20 protein-coding genes and 1 tRNA gene are annotated in these 21,653 nt (G+C 64.3%); 10 read left to right on the forward strand and 11 right to left on the reverse strand.

Annotation, left to right across the window (positions count from 1 at the left end; all coding sequences use genetic code 11):
- The first annotated feature begins 98 nt into the window (after positions 1-98).
- Positions 99-998, forward strand: coding sequence for a DMT family transporter (locus ACB032_RS21160; RefSeq protein WP_017410781.1), 900 nt, complete (start codon positions 99-101; stop codon positions 996-998).
- Between the two features lie 192 nt (positions 999-1,190).
- Here the strand turns inward: ACB032_RS21160 and ACB032_RS21165 are convergent, their stop codons facing one another.
- Both ACB032_RS21165 and ACB032_RS21170 read right to left on the reverse strand, forming a co-directional pair.
- Positions 1,191-2,048 carry a GyrI-like domain-containing protein gene (locus ACB032_RS21165; RefSeq protein ID WP_371138691.1) on the reverse strand — a complete coding sequence of 286 codons (858 nt, stop codon included), beginning with the start codon at positions 2,046-2,048 and terminating at the stop codon, positions 1,191-1,193.
- A complete protein-coding gene (locus ACB032_RS21170) occupies positions 2,045-2,530 on the reverse strand; it encodes a GNAT family N-acetyltransferase (protein ID WP_017410779.1) in 486 nt (161 codons plus the stop codon). Before ACB032_RS21170 ends, ACB032_RS21165 begins: the two co-directional genes overlap by 4 nt.
- Before the next feature lie 163 nt (positions 2,531-2,693).
- Here ACB032_RS21170 and ACB032_RS21175 point away from each other — a divergent pair, with 163 nt between their 5' ends.
- Complete coding sequence (locus tag ACB032_RS21175) at positions 2,694-4,142, forward strand: catalase (protein ID WP_371138692.1); 1,449 nt, start codon at positions 2,694-2,696, stop codon at positions 4,140-4,142.
- A gap of 471 nt (positions 4,143-4,613) precedes the next feature.
- Here the strand turns inward: ACB032_RS21175 and ACB032_RS21180 are convergent, their stop codons facing one another.
- Positions 4,614-4,940: a YnjH family protein gene (locus ACB032_RS21180; RefSeq protein WP_371138693.1), complete on the reverse strand. Its 327-nt coding sequence runs from the start codon at positions 4,938-4,940 to the stop codon at positions 4,614-4,616.
- A gap of 215 nt (positions 4,941-5,155) precedes the next feature.
- On the opposite strand from ACB032_RS21180, the gene ACB032_RS21185 reads away from it, so the two are divergent.
- A complete protein-coding gene (locus tag ACB032_RS21185) occupies positions 5,156-6,394 on the forward strand; it encodes a hypothetical protein (RefSeq protein ID WP_371138694.1) in 1,239 nt (412 codons plus the stop codon).
- Between the two features lie 159 nt (positions 6,395-6,553).
- Complete coding sequence (locus tag ACB032_RS21190) at positions 6,554-7,327, forward strand: substrate-binding periplasmic protein (RefSeq protein WP_371138695.1); 774 nt, start codon at positions 6,554-6,556, stop codon at positions 7,325-7,327.
- A 54-nt stretch (positions 7,328-7,381) separates the two neighbouring features.
- Here ACB032_RS21190 and ACB032_RS21195 read toward each other — a convergent pair whose 3' ends face one another.
- A complete protein-coding gene (locus ACB032_RS21195) occupies positions 7,382-7,762 on the reverse strand; it encodes a hypothetical protein (protein ID WP_024946339.1) in 381 nt (126 codons plus the stop codon).
- 197 nt (positions 7,763-7,959) lie between these two features.
- On the opposite strand from ACB032_RS21195, the gene ACB032_RS21200 reads away from it, so the two are divergent.
- From ACB032_RS21200 to ACB032_RS21210, 3 genes are all read left to right on the forward strand, one after another.
- On the forward strand, positions 7,960-9,339 hold the full coding sequence (locus ACB032_RS21200; protein WP_371138696.1) for a phosphatase PAP2 family protein: 1,380 nt from the start codon (positions 7,960-7,962) through the stop codon (positions 9,337-9,339).
- Complete coding sequence (gene ydiK, locus ACB032_RS21205; RefSeq protein ID WP_187364591.1) at positions 9,336-10,433, forward strand: AI-2E family transporter YdiK; 1,098 nt, start codon at positions 9,336-9,338, stop codon at positions 10,431-10,433. Before ACB032_RS21200 ends, ydiK begins: the two co-directional genes overlap by 4 nt.
- 196 nt (positions 10,434-10,629) lie before the next feature.
- Positions 10,630-11,334, forward strand: coding sequence for an SDR family oxidoreductase (locus ACB032_RS21210; protein ID WP_371138697.1), 705 nt, complete (start codon positions 10,630-10,632; stop codon positions 11,332-11,334).
- A 65-nt stretch (positions 11,335-11,399) separates the two neighbouring features.
- Here ACB032_RS21210 and ACB032_RS21215 read toward each other — a convergent pair whose 3' ends face one another.
- A complete protein-coding gene (locus tag ACB032_RS21215) occupies positions 11,400-12,518 on the reverse strand; it encodes an agmatine/peptidylarginine deiminase (protein ID WP_371138698.1) in 1,119 nt (372 codons plus the stop codon).
- Between the two features lie 167 nt (positions 12,519-12,685).
- Between ACB032_RS21215 and ACB032_RS21220 the strand changes: the two genes are divergently transcribed.
- Both ACB032_RS21220 and dhaR read left to right on the forward strand, forming a co-directional pair.
- The gene (locus ACB032_RS21220; RefSeq protein WP_371138699.1) at positions 12,686-13,579 is read left to right on the forward strand and encodes a LysR family transcriptional regulator; all 894 of its coding nucleotides are present in this window, start codon (positions 12,686-12,688) and stop codon (positions 13,577-13,579) included.
- 67 nt (positions 13,580-13,646) lie between these two features.
- Complete coding sequence (dhaR, locus tag ACB032_RS21225) at positions 13,647-15,557, forward strand: dihydroxyacetone kinase operon transcriptional regulator DhaR (RefSeq protein ID WP_371138700.1); 1,911 nt, start codon at positions 13,647-13,649, stop codon at positions 15,555-15,557.
- A 93-nt stretch (positions 15,558-15,650) separates the two neighbouring features.
- Here the strand turns inward: dhaR and ACB032_RS21230 are convergent, their stop codons facing one another.
- From ACB032_RS21230 to ACB032_RS21250, 5 genes are all read right to left on the reverse strand, one after another.
- Complete coding sequence (locus ACB032_RS21230) at positions 15,651-16,733, reverse strand: glycerol dehydrogenase (RefSeq protein WP_042050174.1); 1,083 nt, start codon at positions 16,731-16,733, stop codon at positions 15,651-15,653.
- Positions 16,734-16,871: 138 nt separating this feature from the next.
- Positions 16,872-17,588, reverse strand: coding sequence for a dihydroxyacetone kinase phosphoryl donor subunit DhaM (dhaM, locus tag ACB032_RS21235; protein WP_371138701.1), 717 nt, complete (start codon positions 17,586-17,588; stop codon positions 16,872-16,874).
- Position 17,589: 1 nt separating this feature from the next.
- Complete coding sequence (gene dhaL, locus ACB032_RS21240; protein ID WP_371138702.1) at positions 17,590-18,219, reverse strand: dihydroxyacetone kinase subunit DhaL; 630 nt, start codon at positions 18,217-18,219, stop codon at positions 17,590-17,592.
- Positions 18,220-18,234: 15 nt separating this feature from the next.
- Positions 18,235-19,305, reverse strand: coding sequence for a dihydroxyacetone kinase subunit DhaK (gene dhaK, locus ACB032_RS21245; protein WP_371138703.1), 1,071 nt, complete (start codon positions 19,303-19,305; stop codon positions 18,235-18,237).
- A 231-nt stretch (positions 19,306-19,536) separates the two neighbouring features.
- A complete protein-coding gene (locus tag ACB032_RS21250) occupies positions 19,537-20,895 on the reverse strand; it encodes an NCS2 family permease (protein WP_371138704.1) in 1,359 nt (452 codons plus the stop codon).
- Positions 20,896-21,121: 226 nt separating this feature from the next.
- On the opposite strand from ACB032_RS21250, the gene ACB032_RS21255 reads away from it, so the two are divergent.
- Positions 21,122-21,454: a cupin domain-containing protein gene (locus tag ACB032_RS21255; RefSeq protein WP_045788845.1), complete on the forward strand. Its 333-nt coding sequence runs from the start codon at positions 21,122-21,124 to the stop codon at positions 21,452-21,454.
- Between the two features lie 91 nt (positions 21,455-21,545).
- Here the strand turns inward: ACB032_RS21255 and ACB032_RS21260 are convergent.
- Positions 21,546-21,622 (reverse strand) — tRNA-Asp (locus ACB032_RS21260).
- Positions 21,623-21,653 lie beyond the last annotated feature (31 nt).

A 21,653-nucleotide genomic window follows, 5' to 3' on the forward strand; every position in this document is an offset into this window, starting at 1 on the left:
TCATCGACAGCTAAAGACAAATCCCCCCGCGCACGGTTATCTTGGAGGCTGGCGCTTTGCGGCACGGCCCTGCCCGTCCGTCTTTCAGGGATGAATCTATGCGTTCAAACATGATGTTATTGATGGCCGCCGCCATCTGGGGGCTGGGCTTCGTGGCCCAGCGACTCGGGATGGACCACATGGGGCCTTACACCTTCAACGGCCTGCGCTTTCTGCTGGGGGCCGCCTCTCTGCTGCCGCTACTGTGGTGGCTCAAGTCCCGGCAACCCAGGGCCCAGCCCGGTGATCGGCGTCTGCTGCTGACCGGCGGCCTCATCGCCGGTACCGTGCTGTTCAGCGCCGCCTCGCTGCAACAGGTGGGGCTGCTCTACACCACGGCAGCCAAGGCGGGTTTCATCACAGGTCTCTACATCATACTGGTGCCGGTGATCGGGCTCGCCCTGCGCCACAAGACGGGGGCCAACACCTGGGTTGGCGCCCTCATCGCCATGGCGGGGCTCTACTACCTCAGCGTCACCGAGGATTTCACCATCGGCTACGGCGACCTGCTGCAGGTGGTGGGCGCCCTGTTCTGGGCCGTACACCTGCTGGTGCTGGATCACTACTCGAGCCGGGTCGCCCCCATTCGCCTCGCCGGCGTTCAGTTCGTGGTGTGCGGCCTGCTCAGCCTGGGCACAGCGCTGGTCATCGAGACACCCAGTCTGAGCGGCGCGGTGGCCGGCTGGCAGGCCCTGCTCTATGCCGGCCTGGTGTCGGTCGGGGTGGGTTACACCCTGCAGGTAGTGGGTCAGCGCGGCGCCCATCCGGCCCATGCCGCCATCATCCTCAGCCTGGAGACGGTGTTCGCCGCCATCGGTGGCGTGCTGTTGCTGGGAGAAACCCTCGACGAGCGCGCCATGGTAGGCTGCGCCCTGATGCTGGCAGGCATGCTGATTTCCCAGATCCGCCTGCGCTGGTGGTGGAAATCCCGGCGGGACAAGGTGCCGAGCCAGCCCTAGCCGAGTAGGCCATCTTCGGCCTGTCGTCTGATGCTGGCCCACATGCCTGATCTCACATATCCGCCTGCGCTGGTGGTGGAAGTCGCGGCGGGACAAGGTGCCGAGCCAGCCCTGATACAGCGGGTATGCCGGAACGCCAGTCACCCCAAACAAAACGAGGCGCCCAGGGCGCCTCGTTTTATGGCAGCACGCCTAGCGCACGCTGGAGCAGAAGCTCACGTCGTCGCGCAGGGGATCGTTGCTCACGCTGTGGTAGAGCTCGAAGCAGGGGCCGCTGCCAAACTCCAGCCCGGCCGCCACTATGTCACCCACATGCTCCTGCCAGCGCGGTCCGTACTGGTTGCGGTCGGTGATGAGGTAACGGGACTGGGCATAACGGCCAGCCGGGATGAGCTGGGTCTCCACCTCACCCTCGCCCCGGGTCTGGGGCGGCACAGTGATGCCGATGTCGGTGCGGCACTGGGCCGGCGGCGTCACCTCCGGGTTGTCGTGGTAGATGAAGATCCACTCCCCACCCTCCAGCCCGCGCGCAGCGGCCCACTGGTGCAAGCGGCCGCAGACGGCATCATAACCCTCGCCATAGGGACCGGTGACCCGGATATAGGCCAGAGTGCGGGCATCCATCTCGATTGTTTTCATGGTGTTGCTCCTTGCTGATGAGTAGCCTTCAGCATAAGGGGACGGGCCATCCCATGCGTGTCCATCCTTGCTCTCCAGGTGTCCGTTCTTGCTCTTGTTACTGCGAAACGCGCCCGGTGTGCAGCCATAGTAGCGACGAAAGGCCTTGGCAAACGCCTGGGAGCTGCCTAGCCCTGCCCCCAGCGCGATGGCGGTGATGCTGGCATCGGTGTAGCAGAGCTGCCAGGCCGCCCGCTGCATGCGCAAGCGCCGGCACATCTCCCCCGGCGCCTCGCCCGCCACGGCGGTGAACACCCGGTGAAAGTGATAGAGGGAGAGGCAGGCCCGCTCCGCCAGCGCCTCGATGGAGAGATCCGGATCCTGCTCCAGCGCCCGCAGCACCGGGATGAGCCGGCGGCGGTAGTCGATCATGGCCGGATCCTCGCCATGTAGAGGGCATCCACATACTCACCCTGGCGAAAGGCGTAGCCACGGGCCAGTCCCTCCTCGACGAAACCGAACTTGCGATAGAGCGCCAGCGCCCCCTGATTGTCGGTGTAGACGGTGAGCTCGACGCGTTGCAGGTTGAGCCAGTTGTCGGCCATCTCCAGCGCGGCCCCCAGCAGGGCGGAGCCCACTCCCTTGCCGGCCCAGTCATCCCGCACCCCCATGCCGATACAGGCCACGTGCTTGCGCCTGGGGTTGGGCTCCATATGCAGCGAGAGCTGGCCCACCAGCAGGCCGTCGACTTCGGCCACCAGCGCCACCACGCTGCCGCTCTCCAGCCGCTTCTGCCAGACGCCCAGGGTCGGATAGGGCAGTTGCAGGGTGCCCGCCTGAGCGTTGGGCATGGCATAGAGATCCCGCAAGGCGGGGGCATCGGCCGGTTCGGCGTGACGAATGGTGATCTGCATCTGAGGCTCCTTCTCGAAAACCTCATCATGCAGCATCAGAAGGGTCCGGTCATCCCCCCAGCCCCACCCATTTGTGATGCCTATCAAAGGGCGAGGGAGGGCCCATTGGTTCCCTGGTTTTTCCTTGTTATAGACTCAAGGCTCACCAACAAGGAGAAGCACCATGAACAACAAGACCCTGCACAGTGCCAATGGCGCCCCCGTTGTCGATAACAACAACAGCCTCACCGCCGGCCCCCGCGGCCCGGTGCTGATGCAAGACATCTGGTTGATGGAAAAGTTGGCTCACTTCGATCGGGAACGGATCCCGGAGCGGGTGGTTCACGCTAAAGGCTCGGGCGCCTACGGCACCTTTACCGTGACCCATGACATCAGTGCCTTCAGCAAGGCCGACCTGTTCAATGCCGTCGGCAAGCAGACCCCGGTGTTCCTGCGCTTCTCCACCGTGGCCGGTGAGAAGGGCGCCGCCGACGCCGAGCGCGACGTGCGCGGCTTCGCCCTCAAGTTCTACACCGAGCAGGGCAACTGGGACCTGGTGGGCAACAACACCCCGGTGTTCTTCATTCGCGATCCGCTGAAGTTCCCCGACTTCATCCACACCCAGAAGCGGGATCCGCGCACCAACCTGCGCAGTGCCACCGCCGCCTGGGACTTCTGGTCCCGCCATCCCGAGTCCCTGCATCAGGTCACCATACTGTTCAGCGATCGCGGCATCCCCAAGAGCCTGCGCGAGATGAACGGCTACGGCAGCCACACCTTCAGCTTCATCAACGACGCCAACGAGCGCTTCTGGGTCAAGTTCCACTTCAAGACCGAGCAGGGTCACAGCTTCTACACCGATGAAGAGGCTGCCACCGCCGTCGGCCAGGATCGGGAGACCAGTCAGGCCGATCTGTTCAACGCCATCGAGCGGGGCGACTTCCCGCGCTGGAAGGTCTATGTGCAGGTGATGCCGGAGGCCGAAGCCCAGACCTACCAGATCCACCCGTTCGACCTCACCAAGGTGTGGCCGCACAGCGACTACCCGCTGATCCCGGTCGGCGTACTGGAGCTCAACCAGAACCCGGACAACTACTTCGCCCACGTGGAGCAGGCCGCCTTCACCCCGGCTAACGTGGTGCCCGGCATCGGCTTCTCGCCGGATCGCATGCTGCAGGGCCGGCTGTTCTCCTACGGTGACACCCAGCGCTATCGCCTCGGCGTCAACCACGGTCTGCTGCCGGTCAATGCCCCGCGCTGCCCGTTCCACCACGGTGCCCACCGCGACGGCGCCATGCGGGCCGACAGCAACGGCGGCGCCAGCCCCAACTACCAGCCGAACCGCTTCGGCACCCAGCAGCCGAGCGAGCAGCACGAGCCGGCGCTGAGCCTGGAAGGAGCCGCCCTGCACTACGATTTTCGCGACTACGACAGCGATTACTACAGCCAGCCGGGCAACCTGTTCCGGATCATGGACGAGGGGCAGCGCTCGCGCCTCGCTGCCAACCTGGCGCGTTCCCTCGTCAACGTGGAGGATGACGCCATCGTCCAGGCCCAGCTCAAGCACTTCGAGCAGGCCGACCCCGAGTATGCCAAGCGGGTCGAGCTGGCGCTGGCCGCCCTGCAGCGCTAAATAGCAGGCAGCCAACATCTGCAAAAGCAAAACGGGGGCCTGCTGGCCCCCGTTCTCGTCATGACGGTATTTGATAAATAAAAAACGGAGCCCAGGGCTCCGTTTTCACTGCTTCATCAGTCCCGGACGCAGCGCCCTCGCGCTCTTCCCGCTCCCTTGCCAACAGGTGTTTGTACCACCCGTTACGGCAACCATGCTGTGCATAGGCAGAGTGTCACTGTGATCATCTGCGGTGATGAATAAAAAACAGAGCCCAAGGCTCTGTTTTCACTGCTGTATCAATCCCGGACGGAACGCGCTTCGCGCTCTTCCCGCTCCCTTGCCAACAGGCGTTTGTACCACCAGCTACTGCGACGACGTTGTGCATTGGAAGAGCGACGAGCCATTTCTTAGGTTCCAGCCAAGAGAGGAAAAGAGCCGCATTATGCGATAGAGGTCACGTCCATGTCTTTAGCTGGATCAAGAAAAGCCTCACTGACCGACGCTGATGGTGCCGCTCTTCGTCGCCTTTCCGACCTCATGCGACGCCCTTTGCGGTTCGCGCCAGGCCAGTGGCCCGTTGCTCTCCAGCTCGTTTTGCGGGGCGCACTCCAGCCGGCTGTCGCCCTGCTGGATCCTGGCCCCCAGCGAATATTTCTGATCCTGATACCAGCAGACTCGCTCCGGCAGCGAGCCCAGCGGCAACACCAGTTCGGCTCCCACTTCAGCCCGCTTCGGCTCTGCCGCCACGCCAGTGCCGGTCGCACCGCCCAGCAGTGCCAGCCACAGCCAGCCACCTACCCTCTTGCCCAGATACATGATGTTTCTCCTTGCTCGATAGAAGGTTCAGGCGACCGGAAACGACACAAACTTGATTAATAAGCAGCGCCCTCGCTGGCATTCCCAAGCCAATATGATAGCCTGCCAGCGCCTGCTCATGCCCGTCAAAACAGGTGCAGGAAAACCCCGGTGGATTTGTCGGTTCTCGACAAATATAACCTTATTAATCAAATCGTTATTTGGATATTATCCCAATGCGTATCATGCCGTTGCTCCAGGCGGCCTGCCTGAGCCTGATGTTGTCCGCCTGCGTTGCCCCCCTGTTGATGATGAGCCCCACCAGCCAGCTGATGTGGGCCCTGCTCAAACCCCTGGTCGGCTTCGACCCCAATGAAGCCAATCTGTTTGAGCAGCCGCTGATCAAGGACCGTATGACCAGCATCCTCGGCCCCAATTACGACAGCACCATGCAGTTGCTCAAGACCGCCAACGAGCTGCAGCAGGAAGGGCCACTGTTCTACGTGGTCTCCCGCTACGCCCCCGTGCCGGACGTCGCCAAGCAGGCCGGCATGGTGTGGAACTCACAGACCAACCAGATGTCCGTCATGCTGCTCAAGGGGGACGGTACGCCCCAGGTATTTGGCGAAAACCTGGCGGCCGGTGCCCCGAGCTGGCCAACCGAGATGCAGAACTGGCAGACGCAGGGCAATCCAGCGACCAGCGCGCTCGCCGGCGCCACCAACAGTCTGACCGGCTCGGCGACCAAGAGCCTGACCGGCGCCGCCACCACCAGCTCGGTATTTGGCAGCGTGTTGGGTTCCCTGCAGCAGGGCGCCAGCAAGACCATGGCTGACACCACCAAGCAGGTCGTGAACGGCGCCGCTACCTCGGCCCAGCAACAAGCCGGCAAGGCAGCCAGCAGCGCCACTGCCACCGTGCAGCAGCAGGCCACCAAGGCCGTCACCGAACCGGCCAAGCAGGCGGCCAGCAACACCACAGCCACCGTGCAGCAGCAGACCAGCAAGGCCGTGGCCGAGCCTGCCAAGCAGGCGGTCAGCAGCACCACTGCTACCGTGCAACAGCAGGCCACCAAGGCCGTCACCGAGCCCGCCAAGCAGGCAGCCAGCAGCGCCACTGCCACCGTGCAGCAGCAAGCCACCAAGGCCGTGACCGAACCAGTCAAGCAAGCGGTCAGCAGCGCCACTGCCACCGTGCAGCAACAGGCCACCAAGGCCGTGACCGAGCCGGCCAAGCAGGCGGTCAGCAGCGCCACTACCACCGTGCAGCAGCAGGCCACCAAGGCCGTGACCGAACCGGCCAAACAGGCGGCCAGCAGCGCCACTACCACCGTGCAGCAGCAGGCCACCAAGGCCGTGACCGAACCGGCCAAGCAGGCGGCCAGCAGCGCCACTGCCACCGCAACGGATGCGGCCGCCAAGGCCGAGGCCGCGCGCGCCGCTGCCGAAGCCGAGATGGAAGCCCTGCTCAAGTAAGCCCCTCACCAGGCCATCGCAAGATGGCCTGGCTGTTTTCCTCCCCCCTCGCTCCCCACCACAACCTCTTGCCATCCACGCTACCGGGCGCGTGAAATCATGAACTTCTCGACATAGCCCCCTAAACTGGAAGGACGATTTGTTGCAAGGAGTGCTGCCATGTCGCGTCTGCTCAGACTGATCATCTGCTGCTGTCTTGGTACAGCCCTGCCCGCCTCGGCGTTCACCTATTACTCCGAGCAGAACATGCCGTTCAACGGCCAAGATGAGCAGGGCAACAGCACCGGCCTGGCAGTAGAGTTGCTGCGGCTGATGTGGCAGGAGATGGGCGAGCCGGAGCAGCCCATCCACTTCATGCCCTGGGCCAAGGCCTGGTACCTGCTGACCCAGCAGCCGGATGCGGTGCTGTTCACCACAGCCCACACCCAGGCGCGGGATCCCCACTTTCTCTGGGTCTGCCCCATCAGCCACTCGCGGGTCTCGCTGGTAGGGCGCAAGCGGGATGCCCCCAAGGTGACCGGCAAGGCCGATCTGACCAAACTGCAGATCGGGGTCATGCAGGCGGACGTGGGGGAGCAGCTGCTGCTCAACCGGGGTATCAGCCCCGCCAACCTGATGTCGGTGGAGCGCATGGATCAGGTGGTGCGCCAGCTCATCATGGCCCGCACCGATCTGGTGGCCGGCAACGAAGTCATGCTGTTCCACCAGGCAAGGCAGCTCGGCTTTTCATCCGATACCTTCGTCACCGTCGCCACCCTGGCGGATCAGGACAACTGCTTCGCCTTCAACCCGGCGGCGGACAAACAGCAGGTCGCCCGCCTGCAGCAGGCGCTCGACAAGGTCAGACAGGGGGAGGCCTTCAAGCGGCTCATTGCCCGCTATCAGGATGTGGTGCAGTCACCGCCGGCGGATCACCTGCCCACGATCGAATAAACCCAAGATGCAAACAGGCCACCCGAGGGTGGCCTGTTTCATGGTGCGATCCGCTCACTGGAAGTGGTGGTCGTGATCGGACTTCTTGGTCTGGGCACTTTCGCTGTGCTCGATGGCGGTGCGGATGAGGTCCACCCCGGCACGGATGATCAAGACCCCCATGTTGACCAGCTTGACACAGACCCACATGAAGGTGATGAGCAGGATCAGCTTGAGCACGGTCTGGAACGCTTCCAGGAAGTTCTGCTCCAGCTGGCCGGTCAGGCCGCTGGCGCTGGTCATCAGCCAGGTGTAAACCTCGCGTACGAAGGGGATGCGGCTCGGCATCTCCAGCACGTCCAGCGCGGCAGGCAGGGCCTGGAAGATGACGATGCTGCCGAACAGGATCAGGATGACGCCGATGGCGATACCCAGAAAAAAGCCAAACTGTTTCATGGAAGGTCCCAAGGTTTGCTGCATGAAAATAACATAGCTGCCAATACTAGGGACTGCCTCTCCCCACGGCAATCCTTGCGCAGCCAGCCGGCCCCTCGTCAGGCCGCCCCAAGTCGCGAAGCCAGACCGGAAACCATTGCCCAACTATCTGATTTCTGTGACGCTTGTGCCCATTCTCCCTCACTCGTCAGGCGGTCATGTCGCGCTACTGTTTTTTGCTGTTCTGTCTTCTGTTGGCGGGATTGCCCGCTCTGGCCGCGCCAAGCGCAGCCGTCTGCGTCGTCAAACATCAACAACAGCTGTTGCTGGTACAGGACAGGGTCTCGTCCCGCTACAGCCTGACCGGTGGCTACATAGACGCGGGCGAGACACCGCAGCAGGCGGCGCTGCGGGAGCTGTACGAAGAGACCGGCCTGCGGGGCCGGGTCATCGCCGAGCTGGGGTCATGGCAGCGCGCCCTGCTGTTCGCCTGTCAAACCCTGGAACCCATTCGCGCGCAGACCGGTTCTGGCTTTGTCTCCCTGCTGCGGGCCCCCAATCTGGGCGGCGAGATCCTCAATGCCAGGCTGATCGCTCCGGCCCGGTTGCCGGATGATCAGCGCCGCTTTCCGGCGCAGCTCGACTGGCTGGCCCCCCAACTGGCCGCCATTCCCGACAGCCCAGTGCTGTGGCTGCCCGATTTTCGTGGCGAGGGCAATGCACTGCACCAAATGGAAGTGCCGCTGATCCACCAGCTGCAGACCTGGCTCGGTGCCCAGGTGCGCTGGCTCCAGGTCAGCAACCTGTTCGGTTCAGCCGCCTTTCAGCTTGCCCTGCTACCCTTGCTGCTACCTTGGCTCGGCTGGCCCCGGGTGCGCCAACTGCTGCTGGCCATGCTGACCCTCACCCTGCTGGTGCAGCTGGCCAAGGAGGGGATTAGCTGGCCCAGACCCTTCCACCTCGATCCCACGCTGGCACAAGGCAGCGCCCAGGGCTTCGGCATGCCGAGCGGCCACGCCGCCTCGGCGCTGCTGTTCTGGGGCCTGCTGCTCAGAGGGTGCTGGCCCGCCAACCCCTGGCGCAGCACCGCCCTGGCCTTGCTGCTGGCCACCCTGACCGGGCTGGCCCGGGTCTGGCTCGGGGTTCACTTCCTGTCGGATGTGGCGGCTGGCCTGCTGCTTGGCGCCCTGCTGCTGGCCCTGCATCCCCGCCTCGCCAACCTGGCGGCGAAGTCGTGGAGCTGGGCCGGGCTCACCCTCGCCTGCACGCTGGCCGCCGGGTGGAGCCAATCCTCGGCGCTGGCGGGCCTGACCACCTTCAGCCTGGGGCTAACCCTCGGCATGTTGTTGCCGCTGCCGCGCACGGTGCAGACCGGCTGGCGCCCCCCGCTGCTGGCGCTGCTCGGCGGCCTGCCGCTGGGGGCGCTCTGGTGGGCACTGCCGCTCTGGCTGACCAGCTCCTGGCTTATCCTGCTCGGCCAGTGGCTGCTTTATTGTTGCCTGGGGCTCTGGTTGAGCGCCGGCCTCTGGTGGATACTCTCACTCGTGAATAATGACCCGCTACCCAAGGGCCCAGGCCCTGACAAGGGATTGCTATGAATATGAAAAAAGTGGATTTGGCCAAGATAACCCTGGGAGTGCTGTTTCTCAGCCTCCTCATCGTATCCTGCTTCATGGTGCTGCGCCCCTTCCTGCCCGCTCTGGTGTGGGCCACCATGATCACCATCGCCACCTGGCCGCTGATGCTGATGGTGCAGCGCCTGTTGTGGGGCAAGCGCGCCCTGGCGGCCCTCAGCATGACCCTGGTACTGCTGCTGATGTTCGTCATCCCGCTCTTCATGGCGCTGGCCAACGTGGCGGAGAAAGCGCCCATGCTGATTGAGCTCGGCACCACTATCAGCCACTCCCCGCCCCCCGAGCTGCTCTGGCTGCAGCAGGTGCCACTGGTTGGCGGCAAGCTCTACGACTTCTGGCAGCAGATCCTGGCGAGCGGTGGTCAGGTGCTGTTTGCCAAGCTGGCCCCCTATTTTGGCCAGACCGCCCGCTGGCTCGCCTCCCAGGCGGGCAACCTGGGGCTGCTGTTCGTCCACTTCCTGCTGACCGTCGGCATCTGCGGCCTGCTCTACCACTCCGGTGAAGTGGTGGCGACCGGCATTCGCCGCTTCGCCCACCGGCTGGCCGGCGAGCGCGGCGACAACGCCACCGTGCTCGCTTCACAGGCGATCCGCGCCGTGGCCATGGGGGTCGTGGTGACCGCGCTGGTGCAATCCTCGGTGGCGGGATTGGGTCTGCTGATTGCCGGCATCCCCTACACCATGATCCTGGTGGTGGTGATGTTCCTGCTGATCGTCGCCCAGATCGGCCCCTTCCCGGTGCTGCTGGCCTGTGTCGGCTACCTCTACTGGAGCGGCGACACCACCTGGGGCACCTTCCTGCTGGTCTGGTCGCTGCTGGCGGGCACCATGGACAACTTCCTGCGCCCCTTCCTGATCAAGCGCGGTGCCGACCTGCCGCTCATCCTGATTCTGGTGGGGGTTATCGGCGGCTTGCTGGCGATGGGGATCATCGGCCTCTTTATCGGCCCCGTGGTGCTGGCGGTGGGCTACACCCTGCTGGATGCCTGGATCAAGGAGGATGACCACCCGGCCGGCGACAAGGTGGCCACCCCACCTCATGACAAGGCATTGCCATAAGGCCAAACGCCGCCCGAGAGGGCGGCGTTGTTGTTTTAGAGGCAAGAACCAAGGGGGATGCCCGATTCCGGCATAGAACCAAAGTTCGAACGTTTTGAGCCAAACTCGAACCAAGGTTCGAGCTAGCCCTTTTCCCCCCCTGTTCCCTCTCGCTGCCGCCCACCACAATGGTGCCACCATTCAGGAGGAACAACAGATGAACGAATTGAGAGCAACCCGCGCCCTGATCAGTGGCGGCGCAAGCGGGATTGGACTGGCCATCGCCGAGGCGCTGGCGCGGGAAGGGGTGGAACTGGTGCTGGCCTCCCGTCGCCACGACCTGCTGGAACAAGAGGCAGCCCGCCTCTCTGCGCGATACGGGGTAAGAGTCCTCCCTTTGGTGCTGGATGTCTGCGACGGTGCCCAGGTACGTACCCAGCATGCTCGCGCCAGCGCACTGCTCGGCCCCATCGATCTGCTCGTCAACAACAGCGGGGTTGGCAGCGATTATCTGGTGCAGGATCTGCCGGAATCCGAGTGGGACAGGGTGATGGATACCTGTGCCAAGGGCAGCTTCCTGCTGACCCAGGCTTGCCTGCCGGATATGCTGGCGAGCCACCACGGCACCATCATCAACATCGCCTCCCAGGCCGCCAAGCACGGCTATGCGAGGGCCAGCGTCTACTGCGCCGCCAAATTTGCCGTCTTGGGCTTTGCCAAGGCGCTGCGGGAAGAAGTCCAGCATCAGGGTATTCGGGTTCACACCCTCTGCCCCGGCCTGGTCCAGGTGCCGCCACCGGCCTGTCCTGATGAGCGCAAACCCGGTTGGCTGCAGGTTGGGGATCTGGCCGAGGCCGTGCTCTACACCCTGCGTCAACCCGCCCATGTGCAGTTGGATGAGATCGGCATGACAGGGATCTGAGGGCTGCTTGAGGGGTAATGACAGGGGCGCCGATGCGCCCCTGTCAGCTCATTGGCAAAAAAGGCTCAAGCTGGCTGGTGGAGGGTGATGCAGTGAATGCCGCCGCCACCGGCGGCGACCGGATCGATATTGATCTGCACGATGTCGCGGCCGGGGTAGAGGCGGGTCAGCAGCTCGTGGCAGTAGCTATCGGCGGCCTTGTCGCCAAACTCGGGGGTGATCACCGCGCCATTGATCGGCAGATAGTTGATATAACCGGCGGCAAAGTCGCGGCTGCGACTAAAGCGGTTGTCCCGCCCATCGAGCGGGGGCGGCAGCACATGCAGCTCCAGCTTGTTGCCATCGGCATCGGTGGCCTGCTTGAGGATGGCCAGATGCCGGCGGGTCACCTCGTAGTCGTGGGACTGCGGGTCGTTGTCCAGATTGACCACCACCACCCCGGGGCGCACGAAACGGGCGTAGAAATCGACGTGGGCATCTGTGATGTCCTTGCCCTTGATCCCCGGCAGCCAGATGATTTTGCGCAGCCCCAGATTGGCCTTCAGCTCCGCCTCCAGTTGCGCCTTACTCACCCCCGGATTACGGTTGCTGTTGAGCCAGCAGCTCTCGGTCAGGATGGCGGTGCCGTTGCCATCCACCTCGATGCCGCCCCCCTCGCCGGTCAGCTTGCTCCGCAGATAACGGACCTTGGCCTGCTGGCTGACCAGCTCGGCGACGCCCGCATCCTGTTCGTGCTCCTGCTTGTCACCCCAGCCGTTGAAGTTGAAATCCACCAGCCCCAGCTCCCCCTCCTCGTTCTGAACGAAGACGCCGCCGGTATCCCGCAGCCAGATGTCGTCCAGCTCGGCGACGACAAAGCGGGTGTTCTGCTCGCCGCAGAGCTGGCGGGCCAGCGCCTGTTCGGTTTCGCGGCAGAGCACGTTCACCTGGGTATAAGGCACCATGGCCTGCACCAGCCGGCCTATGGTGGCCTGCACCGCCGGATAGTCGCTGCCCCAGATGGCCTCGCTGGCGGCAAACGCCACCCAGACCCGGGTCTGAAACGTCGACTCTTCCGGCATGTAGAAGCGGGCGTCTGCCGGGCTGGCGACGGTTGCGGCGGCCTTGGCCTTTGGCAGCGTACCCAGCCCGACCAAGGCGCCGAGGGCGGCCAGCTGTTTCAGAACATGGCGACGGGATGACATGAGATGACTCCAGTGAAAACGGGCTCGAACCTGAGCGTCCTGGCCCAACAAAAGGGGGATCAAAAACAAGCGCTGTTAATCGAATCACGCTGAGTAATAGACTATCTGCTGCATGGATGACGAACAAACGATCGATTTTCTGTAAAAGTGATAAGTGGAGCTAATCAATGGTGTTCAAGCAGTGGCCCCCGCTCAACGTGCTGCGGGGCTTTGAGGCGGCGGCCCGGCTCGGCAGTTTTCATCAGGCGGCGCAGGAGCTGCACCTGACCCAGTCCGCCATCAGCCAGCAGATCCGCTCGCTGGAGGAGCTGCTCGGCCAGCCGCTGTTTCACCGGCAGGGGCGCTCGGTCACCCTCACCGATGCGGGGCAGGATCTGCTGGAAACCACCCAGAGCGTGCTGCTGCAGCTGGCGATGGGGATCCAGCGGCTGGAGCAGTACCGCAAACCCAACCAGCTGGTGCTCAACACCAGCTCTGCCCTCGCCCGCCACTGGTTGCTGCCGCGGCTGGGGGCCTTTCATCGCGCCCATCCCGAGGTCGATCTCTGGCTGTTCACCAGCGATGAAGAGCCCGACATGGCCGAGCAGACCATCGATCTCGCCCTGCGCTGGGAGCTGGCTCCCCAGGCCGAGTGCCGCCACCAGCTGCTGCTGGCAGACCACCTGCTGCCGGTGGCCGCCCCCGCCGTGCTGGCCCAACCGGCAACAGAGCGCACCACCCTGCACGGGGAGCGGGAGCTGGACTGGCACCACTGGACCCTCAAGGGCGGAGAGGATCTGCAGCTGCAGACCCGGGGGCTCAACTTCTCCGATCCCGGCCTCTTGCTGGACGCTGCCTGCCAGGGGCTCGGCATCGCCCTGGTGAGCGAGCAGCTCTCCCATCCCGCTCGCCAGCAGGGGCTGCTGTTGTCGCTCTCCACCCACAGGGTCAAGGGGCCGCAGTGGCATCTGCTGGTGCATCAGGAGAGCGAGAGCATGCCGGAGTGCCGCGCCTTCTGTCGCTGGCTTGAGCTGCAGTTTACCGACCCCGCTCCCGCCGCGGATGGTTTACCATCCCTCTGAGGCAGGTCACTGAATCGGGCCGGCAAGGGTGGTTAAATGGGCGTTCGTCTCTTTGCCGGATCTTGTCGTGACCATCCTGTCCGCCTCCATGCCACCAGCCCGGGCCTGGCCTGACTATCTGCAAGCCTCCTGGCTGCGCTGCGCCCACCAGACCAGCGCCACCCTCTGGCATCCGCCCCACAGCGCCAAGGGGCAGACCTTGCAGAGCCTGCGCCAGCGCAAGCGCGACCTGCTCACCACCGGCGAGATGGCGCTCGAGGATCTCTACGAATTCATGGAGGGACGCCCCTGCGCCCTGCTGCTCACCGACGAGAGCGGCTGCCTGCTGGCCCAGACCGGCCACCCCGACACCCTGCGCGAGCTGGCTGCGCTGGGGTTTGGCCCCGGCGCCTTCTTCAGCGAGGGGCGCATCGGCACCAATGCCATCAACCTGGCGGCGCTGGAGGGGATGCCGCTCTGCATCAGCGGCGCCCAGCACTTCAACCAGACCCTGCACCCCTGGCACTGCTGCGCCAGCCCGGTCTACAACAGCAACGGCCGTCAGGTCGCCATCATGGCGCTGACCTGCAAGGTGGAGGAGGCGAGCGCCGGCGATCTGGCGCTCACCGTCAGCGCCGGGCGCGAGCTGGCCCACCTGCTGCAGATGGAGACCCTGATGCAGGAGTCCCAGCACCACCTGAGCGAGCTCTACGCCCTGCTCGACGGCATGGATGACGGCGTGCTGGCCTGGGACCCGCAGGGTAGGCTGCGCTACCTCAACGCCCTGGCGGCCAGGCGGCTGCGGCTCGACCCGGATCTCTGCCTCGGCCAGTCGCTGGAGCAGCACCTGCTGCTACCCCAGCGGTTGCAGCTCGCCATCAAGGGGCAGACCACCCTGAGCCACGTGGAGGTAACCCTGGAGCGGGTGGGCGGGCAGGAGGCGGAGTTCATCAGTGCGCTGGTGAGCCTCAAGCCGCTGCCCGGGCCGGACGGCGTCAGCTTTATCGTGCTGCTGCACCCGGTCGATCGGCTGCGGGCCATCCATCAGCTGCGCCAGACGGTGCCCGAGCTGTCGGCGCTGGTGGGCGAATCGAGCGCCATGCGCAAGCTGCTGCGCTACGCCAGGCAGGCGGCCCAAAGCCCGGGCCCCATCCTGCTGCGTGGCGAGGAGGAGGTGGGCAAGGCCCAGTTGGCGGAGGCGATCCACTTCGGCAGCGAGCAGGCCGCCGGCCCGCTCGTCACCCTCAACTGCCAGGCGCTGCCAAGCGAGCGGATGGCGCTGGAGCTGATGGGATCCGACGAAGCGGGACAGGAGCGGGCCGGCAAGTTCGAACTGGCCCACGGTGGCACCCTGGTGCTGGAGCAGGTGGAGTGCCTCTCTGCCCCCATGCAGGCGGCGCTGCTGCAACTGCTCAAGACCGGCCGCCTCCAGCGCTTCGACTCGGCCCGCATCCTGCCGCTCAAGGTACGGATCATCGCCACCAGCAGCGCCGCGCTGGAGCAGAAGGTGCAGGAGGGACACTTCGGGCGGCAGCTGCTCTATGCGCTGCAGGCGTGCGAGCTGTGGCTGCCGAGCCTGCGCGAGCGCACGGCCGATCTGCCCGGCCTCATCAGCCAGCAGCTCGGGGCGCAGGGGCGCGAGCCGGGGCGCCAGTTCAGCCCGGCGGCCCTCGACTGCCTGCTCGCCTACCCCTGGCCCGGCAACCTGGGGGAGCTGCGCAGCGCCATCGAGCATGCGCTGCTTCACTCCAGCCAATCGCAGATCCCGCCCGAGGCGCTGCCGGCCGCCATTCGTCACGGCCATCAACTGGTGGCGGACGAGGTGGTGGGACAACCGCTGCTCACCCTGGCAGAGCTGGAGCGGCAAGCCATCCTGCGCTGCGCCCACGCCTGCAAGGGGCAGGTCAGCCAGATGGCCCAGCAACTGGGGATCGGCCGCACCACCCTCTGGCGACGGCTGAAACTGCTCGAGATCGATCCCGCCGACTACCACGGCTGACGGCGATCCGAGCTGCCGCCAACAGGCTCGCTGAAAACAAAAAGGCCCCGCAGATGCGAGGCCTTTTTATATGGCAAGCTTGCCAGCAGGTAGTTACAGCCCCAGCTGGTGGGCGGTGACGATGGCCGCGAGCACATCCTCGGCAGTGACCTTGAACGGCATATTGTGGATGGTCTCGCCCTCGGCGGTGGAGGCTTTGGCCACCTCCATCAGGCGCGCCATGTCCAGCTCCTTGACCCCCATCATATGCAGGTTGGTGGGCAGGCCGATCGAGCGACAGAAACCCAACACGGTTTCGATCTCCGCCATCGGCGCGTTCTCCAGCACCAGCTGCACCAGGGTACCGAACGCCACTTTCTCCCCGTGATAGAGGTGATGACACTCGGCCAGCTGGGTCAGGCCGTTGTGAACGGCGTGGGCGGCGGCCAGCCCGCTGCTCTCGAAGCCGATACCGCTCAGATAGGTGTTGGCCTCGATGATGTTCTCCACCGCCTTGGTGCAGAGCCCCTGCTCCACCGCCAGCTTGGCCTTGTAACCGTCGGCCAGCAGGGTCTTGTAGCAGAGCTCGGCGATGGCCTGGGCGGCCAGGGTGGAGGCGCCACCGGCCATGGTCTGGCAACCGGACACCTTGTTGGCGCGCGCCTCGAAGTAGGTAGAGAGCGCATCCCCCATGCCGGAGACCAACAACCGCACCGGGGCACGGGCGACCACGCCGGTGTCCATGATGACCATGTTGGGGTTGGTCGGGATCATCAGGTATTCGCTGAACTGCCCCTCTGGGGTGTAGATGACTGCCAGCGCGCTGGTGGGGGCATCGGTGGAGGCGATGGTCGGCACTATGACCACCGGCACCTGCTGGTAGAAGGCGACCGACTTGGCGGTATCCAGCGTCTTGCCGCCGCCGATGCCGATGATGACGTCAAACGGGGTCTGCTTGCAGCGCGCCAGCAGACGGTCTATTTCGGGGCGGGAGCACTCGCCGTTGAAGCAGTCGAACTCGGGCTGGATGCCTGCTCCGTGGAAGCTGGTGGCCACGGTATCGCCAACCAGCTTGGTGACGAAGGCGTCGGCCAGGATCAGCGGCTTGGCGCCGAGCGCCTTCACGTAGTTGCCGATGTTGGCGAGAGCCCCGTTGCCTTGCACGTATTTGCTGGGGCTGATGATGATGCGGTCCATATTTTATCCCTCTCTCTAGTTCATAAGACATCTTTTGAAACTAACAGGGGCGAAGGGGCGGCAGTGCCGGGGACTCCTTCGTCTTGAATGGGGCTGCACCGGCTCAGCGAGCGGGTGCAGCGCCTTGAAACAGTGGCGTCAGTCGCCGAAGCGCTCCGCAGCCAGCTGCTGGAAGCAGGCCAAGGCGGCCTCGGCATCCTCCCCGCGCGCCAGCAGGGTGAGCTGGTCACCCTGGCGCACGTTGAGCATGGTGAGACGGGTCAGGCTGCGGGGGTTGGCCTCTTTCTCCTCCTTTTGCAGCCTGAGTTCGGCAACAAAAGGCTTGAGCGCCGCCACTAGGCGGGCGGCGGGGCGCACGTGCAGGCCGTGGGGATTGTCCACCACCACCTCGCAGCGCAGCCAGCCGTCGTCGGGGGCAGGAGCGGTCTCGACATCCTGCGGCTCCGCCTTGCCCGGCAGCATCGCCTGTTTCGGGCCCAGCGCACCGAGCGCCTCGGCGGCCACCTCGTCCAGCGTCAGACCGGATCCGGCCGCCACCACGGCGGCCAGGGTGCCTTCGACCAGCGGGGCTGGGCAGAGCCGCACCCGGGCACTCAGCTGCGGGGGCAACAGCTCGAGGGCGGTCTCGGCGCTGAGCAGGGCGCTGCCCAGATCCATCAGTACCAGCACGCCGCTGCCGTCGTCCGCTTCTTCAATCGCACTCATCACCGCGATGGCGTCGGTGCCGATGGGGTGGTCGGGGTCATCGACCCCGGCCGCCAGCAACAGTTTCGCCGGGCTGCCCAGCTGGTCGGCCAGCGCTTTCAAGCCGGCTGCCAGCATGGCGCTGTGAGAGACCACTACGATTCCGATCATGTCACAACCTCGCTCTGTCACGCAGGGCGGTCAGCAGCAGCAGGGTCGAGGTGGCCCCGGCATCCTGATGGCCAATGCTGCGCTCGCCAAGATAGCTGGCGCGCCCCTTGCGGGCCTGCATCTGGATGGTGGCCTCGGTACCGGCGGCAGCGGCAGCCACCGCCTTGTCCAGCGCCTCGGGCAGTGGCAAGCCTTGCAGCTCCGCCTGCTGCAGGGCGGCCAGGGCCGGCCACCAGGCGTCGCACATGGTCTTGTCACCCGGCTCGGCGCGGCCGCGCGAGACGATCCCCTCCACCCCGTCGCCCAGCATCTTGCCGAGCTGGCCGAGGGTCAGGCTCTGGCAGGCATCGCTGCTGGCCGCGGCCCGGATGAAGAAGGTGCCGTAGAGCGGGCCGCTGGCACCGCCGACCGAGGAGAGCAGGGTCATGCCGGTGGTTTTCAGTACCTGACCGATGTCCTTGTCCGCCACTGCCGGCAGCTTCTCGGCCACCTTGGTAAAGCCGCGCTGCATGTTGAGGCCGTGGTCGCCGTCGCCGATATCGGTATCCAGCGCCGTGAGGTAGTCACGCTGCTCGGTGAAGATGTGTTCGCAGTCGAGCAGCCAGTTGACGATCTGATGTTTGCTTAGCATGGGAATGAGGGCTCCTTAGCAGCCACGGCGCAAGGCGGGGGTGTGAACGGGGGCATCCCACAGGGTCATCAGCTCGTCATCCACCTTGAGCAGGGTGATGGAGATGCCGGTCATGTCGAGGGAGGTGCAGTAGGGGCCAATCAGGTTGCGCACCAGATGGATGCCCGCCTCTTCGCACAGGGTGGCGAGTCGACCATAGACGCCGTAGAGCTCGGAGATCGGGGTGCCGCCCAGGCTGTTGACCAGTGCGATGACCCGATCGCCCTTGTTGAACGGCTCGATGAAGGTGTGCTCCTCCTGCCAGCTGCCGGAGGCTCTGTCCCAGTGGCGCAGGGTACGGCCATAGGGAGTGTTGTCCGCCAGTTCATTGAACATGTCACCCACCAGGGTGTCGAGATTGGTGAAGGGACGGCGCGCTATGCCCGGCTCGCCATGGATGCCGACGCCGAACTCCATCTCGTTGTCCGCCAGGGTGAAGGAGGGCTTGCCGGCGGCCGGTACGGTACAGGCGTGGGTAGCGACGCCTATGGTGCGACTCTGGTTGTTGATGCGGCGGGCCAGCGCCTCGCAGCGCGCCAGATCGTAACCCGCCTCGGCGGCGGCACCGACCAGCTTCTCGCACAGCACGGTCGTGGCGACACCACGACGGCCGGCGGTATAGAGGCTGTCTTTGACCGCCACATCGTCATCGATCAGGGCAAAACCCACCTTGACCCCGTCACCGTGCAGCAGCTCGACTGCGGTTTCGAAGTTGAGCACGTCGCCGGTGTAGTTCTTCACCAGAAACAGCACGCCGACACCGCCGTCGACCGCCTGGCCGCACTCATACATCTGATCCGGGGTCGGGGAGGTAAAGATCTCGCCGGGGCAGGCACCATCCAGCATCCCCTTGCCCACCAGACCGCCGTGCATCGGCTCGTGGCCGCTGCCACCGCCGGAGACCAGCGCCACCTTGCCCATCACGGGGGAGTCGGCACGGGTGATGTAGTGTGGTTCGATACGGACCTTGAGCTCGGGGTGGGCGGCTGCCATCCCCATCAGTTGTTCACGGACCACGGCATCGACGGCATTGATCAGTTTCTTCATGGCTCACTCCTTGGCTTGCCACCACACGGGTAGGCAGATGGTTGATGGAGCCAGTCTAACGACAGAAAACAGGATAAAAATAACCGGGAGTTTGGTTCGGATTTGAAACAGTAGAAGGCAGGTCGGCGTTTCAATCTGAAACAGTGCGGAGCCAATATGAGGAAAACTGTTAGCCGTCTCACAGCCAACAAAAAGGGCCCCCGCAGGAGCCCTTCACGTCAACCGGGAGCCTTAGATGGCCCAACCACCGGCATAGAAGATCACCAGTGCCACGGCAATGATCACGGTACCGATATTGAGCTTCTTGCACTCGGCGGCAAACAGACGACCGACGACCAGCGCCACGAAGCCCAGCATGATGCCGGTCACGATGTTGCAGGTGAGCACGATAAAGACGGCGCACAGCATGCCGGAGAGCGCATCGACCGAGTCGTTGAAATCCAGCTTGGTGACGTTGCCCAGCATCAACAGGCCGACGTACATCAGCGCCGGTGCGGTGGCATAGGCCGGAACCAGATAGCTCAGCGGCGAGAGGAAGATCATCAGCAGGAACAGCACGCCAACCAGAGCGGCGGTCAGACCGGTCTTGCCACCGGCGGCGGTGCCGGCGGCAGATTCGATGTAGACGGCAGCCGGAGCACCACCGACGGCGCCCGCCACCATGCTGCTGACGGAGTCGGCAGTCAGCGCCTTGCCGCCGCTGATGATGTGGCCACGCTCGTTGATGAGGCCCGCCTGACCGGCCACGGCACGGATGGTGCCGGTAGCATCAAACACCGCGGTCATCACCAGTGCCAAGACGGTCGGGATCACCACCGGGTTGAGGGCGCCCAGCAGATCCATGCTGCCCACCAAGGAGCCTTTCTCGCCAGTCAGGCTCGGCATGGCGAAGAAGCCCTGCCAGGTCACTTTCGGGTCGAACACAAGGCCGAGAATGGAGATGGCGATGATCACCATCAGGATGCCGCCCGGCACCTTGCGACGCTCCAGACCGAAGATGGCGGCCAGACCCATCACCGTCATGATGACCGGGAAGGCGGTGACCTCACCCAGCTGCACCGGCAGACCGGCGCCTTCGTTCTTGATCACCATGCCGACGCCGTTGGTGGCGATCAGCAGCAGGAACAGACCGATGCCGATGCCAGTGCCGTGGGCGATGCCGGAGGGGAGGTTGTCCAGGATCCACTGGCGCACGCCAGTGACGCTGATCAGGGTGAACAGAACACCCATCAGGAAGATGGCGCCCAGCGCCACCGGGATGCTCAGCCCCTGCCCCAGCACCAGGCTGAAGGCGGTAAAGGCGGTGAGGGAGATGGCGCAACCGATGGCCATCGGCAGCTTGGCCCACAGACCCATCAGCAAAGAGCCGAAGGCGGCGATCAAGCAGGTGGCCACAAACACCGGCCCCTGTTCAAAACCGGCGGCGCCCAGCATGTTTGGCACCACTATGATGCTGTAAACCATGGCCAGGAAGGTGGTCAACCCGGCCAGCAACTCCTGGCGCACGCTGCTGCCGCGCGCAGAAATGGAAAAATAAGAGTCCAAAAAGCCGCCGTTCCCTGATTGGGCGGCCATATCTTGCTTTGCCATAACTTGTCCTGAAAGTGTGAAGGAAATCGTTTGCTTTCGTGGCGCGCAAAATAGCAAGAATTTGTCGGAATTGCAGCGAATTCCCTGACTTTTTCATCAAAATGGTCGTAATCGTTCTCGTTCGGACACGGATTTGCTTGCCTGCCTGTCACGGATCTCACCTTTACCCATCAGGCTCGCTCCTATACTGCAGAGAACCACTTGCACTGCCAGACGGGAGATACCCATGCACACGCGCAATCTGCTGAACGATATTCCCTCGCCACTGCCTACCGAACTCTTTCAGGATCTGGTCAGCACCAACCACCTGCGGATCGAACGCATCCTCTCCCACGGCCATCAAACCGCCCCGGGTGAATGGTACGATCAGGATGAACATGAGTGGATCCTGGTGGTACAGGGGGAAGCCAGCCTGTTGTTCATCGACCCGCAGACCCAGCAACAGCAGCTGGTACAACTGGGCCCGGGCGACCACATCAATATTCCTGCCCGTCAGAAACACAGGGTGGAATGGACCCATCCCAACATGACTACCGTCTGGCTCTGCGTGTTTTACTGAGTCCCGTGAGGAAAAAAGAGGCAATCCGGGGCAATGAGTGCGGTGTCGGAAAAGAAAAAAGCCCAGTCTTTCGACTGGGCTTCTTAAGTAGTGGCGGAGCGGACGGGACTCGAACCCGCGACCCCCGGCGTGACAGGCCGGTATTCTAACCGACTGAACTACCGCTCCGCTGTCTGGTTAGCTTTTTGCTAAATTGTCT

This window comes from Aeromonas sp. S5(2024) (assembly GCF_041403025.1).
In the GTDB taxonomy this organism is placed as follows: Bacteria; Pseudomonadota; Gammaproteobacteria; order Enterobacterales; family Aeromonadaceae; genus Aeromonas; species Aeromonas hydrophila.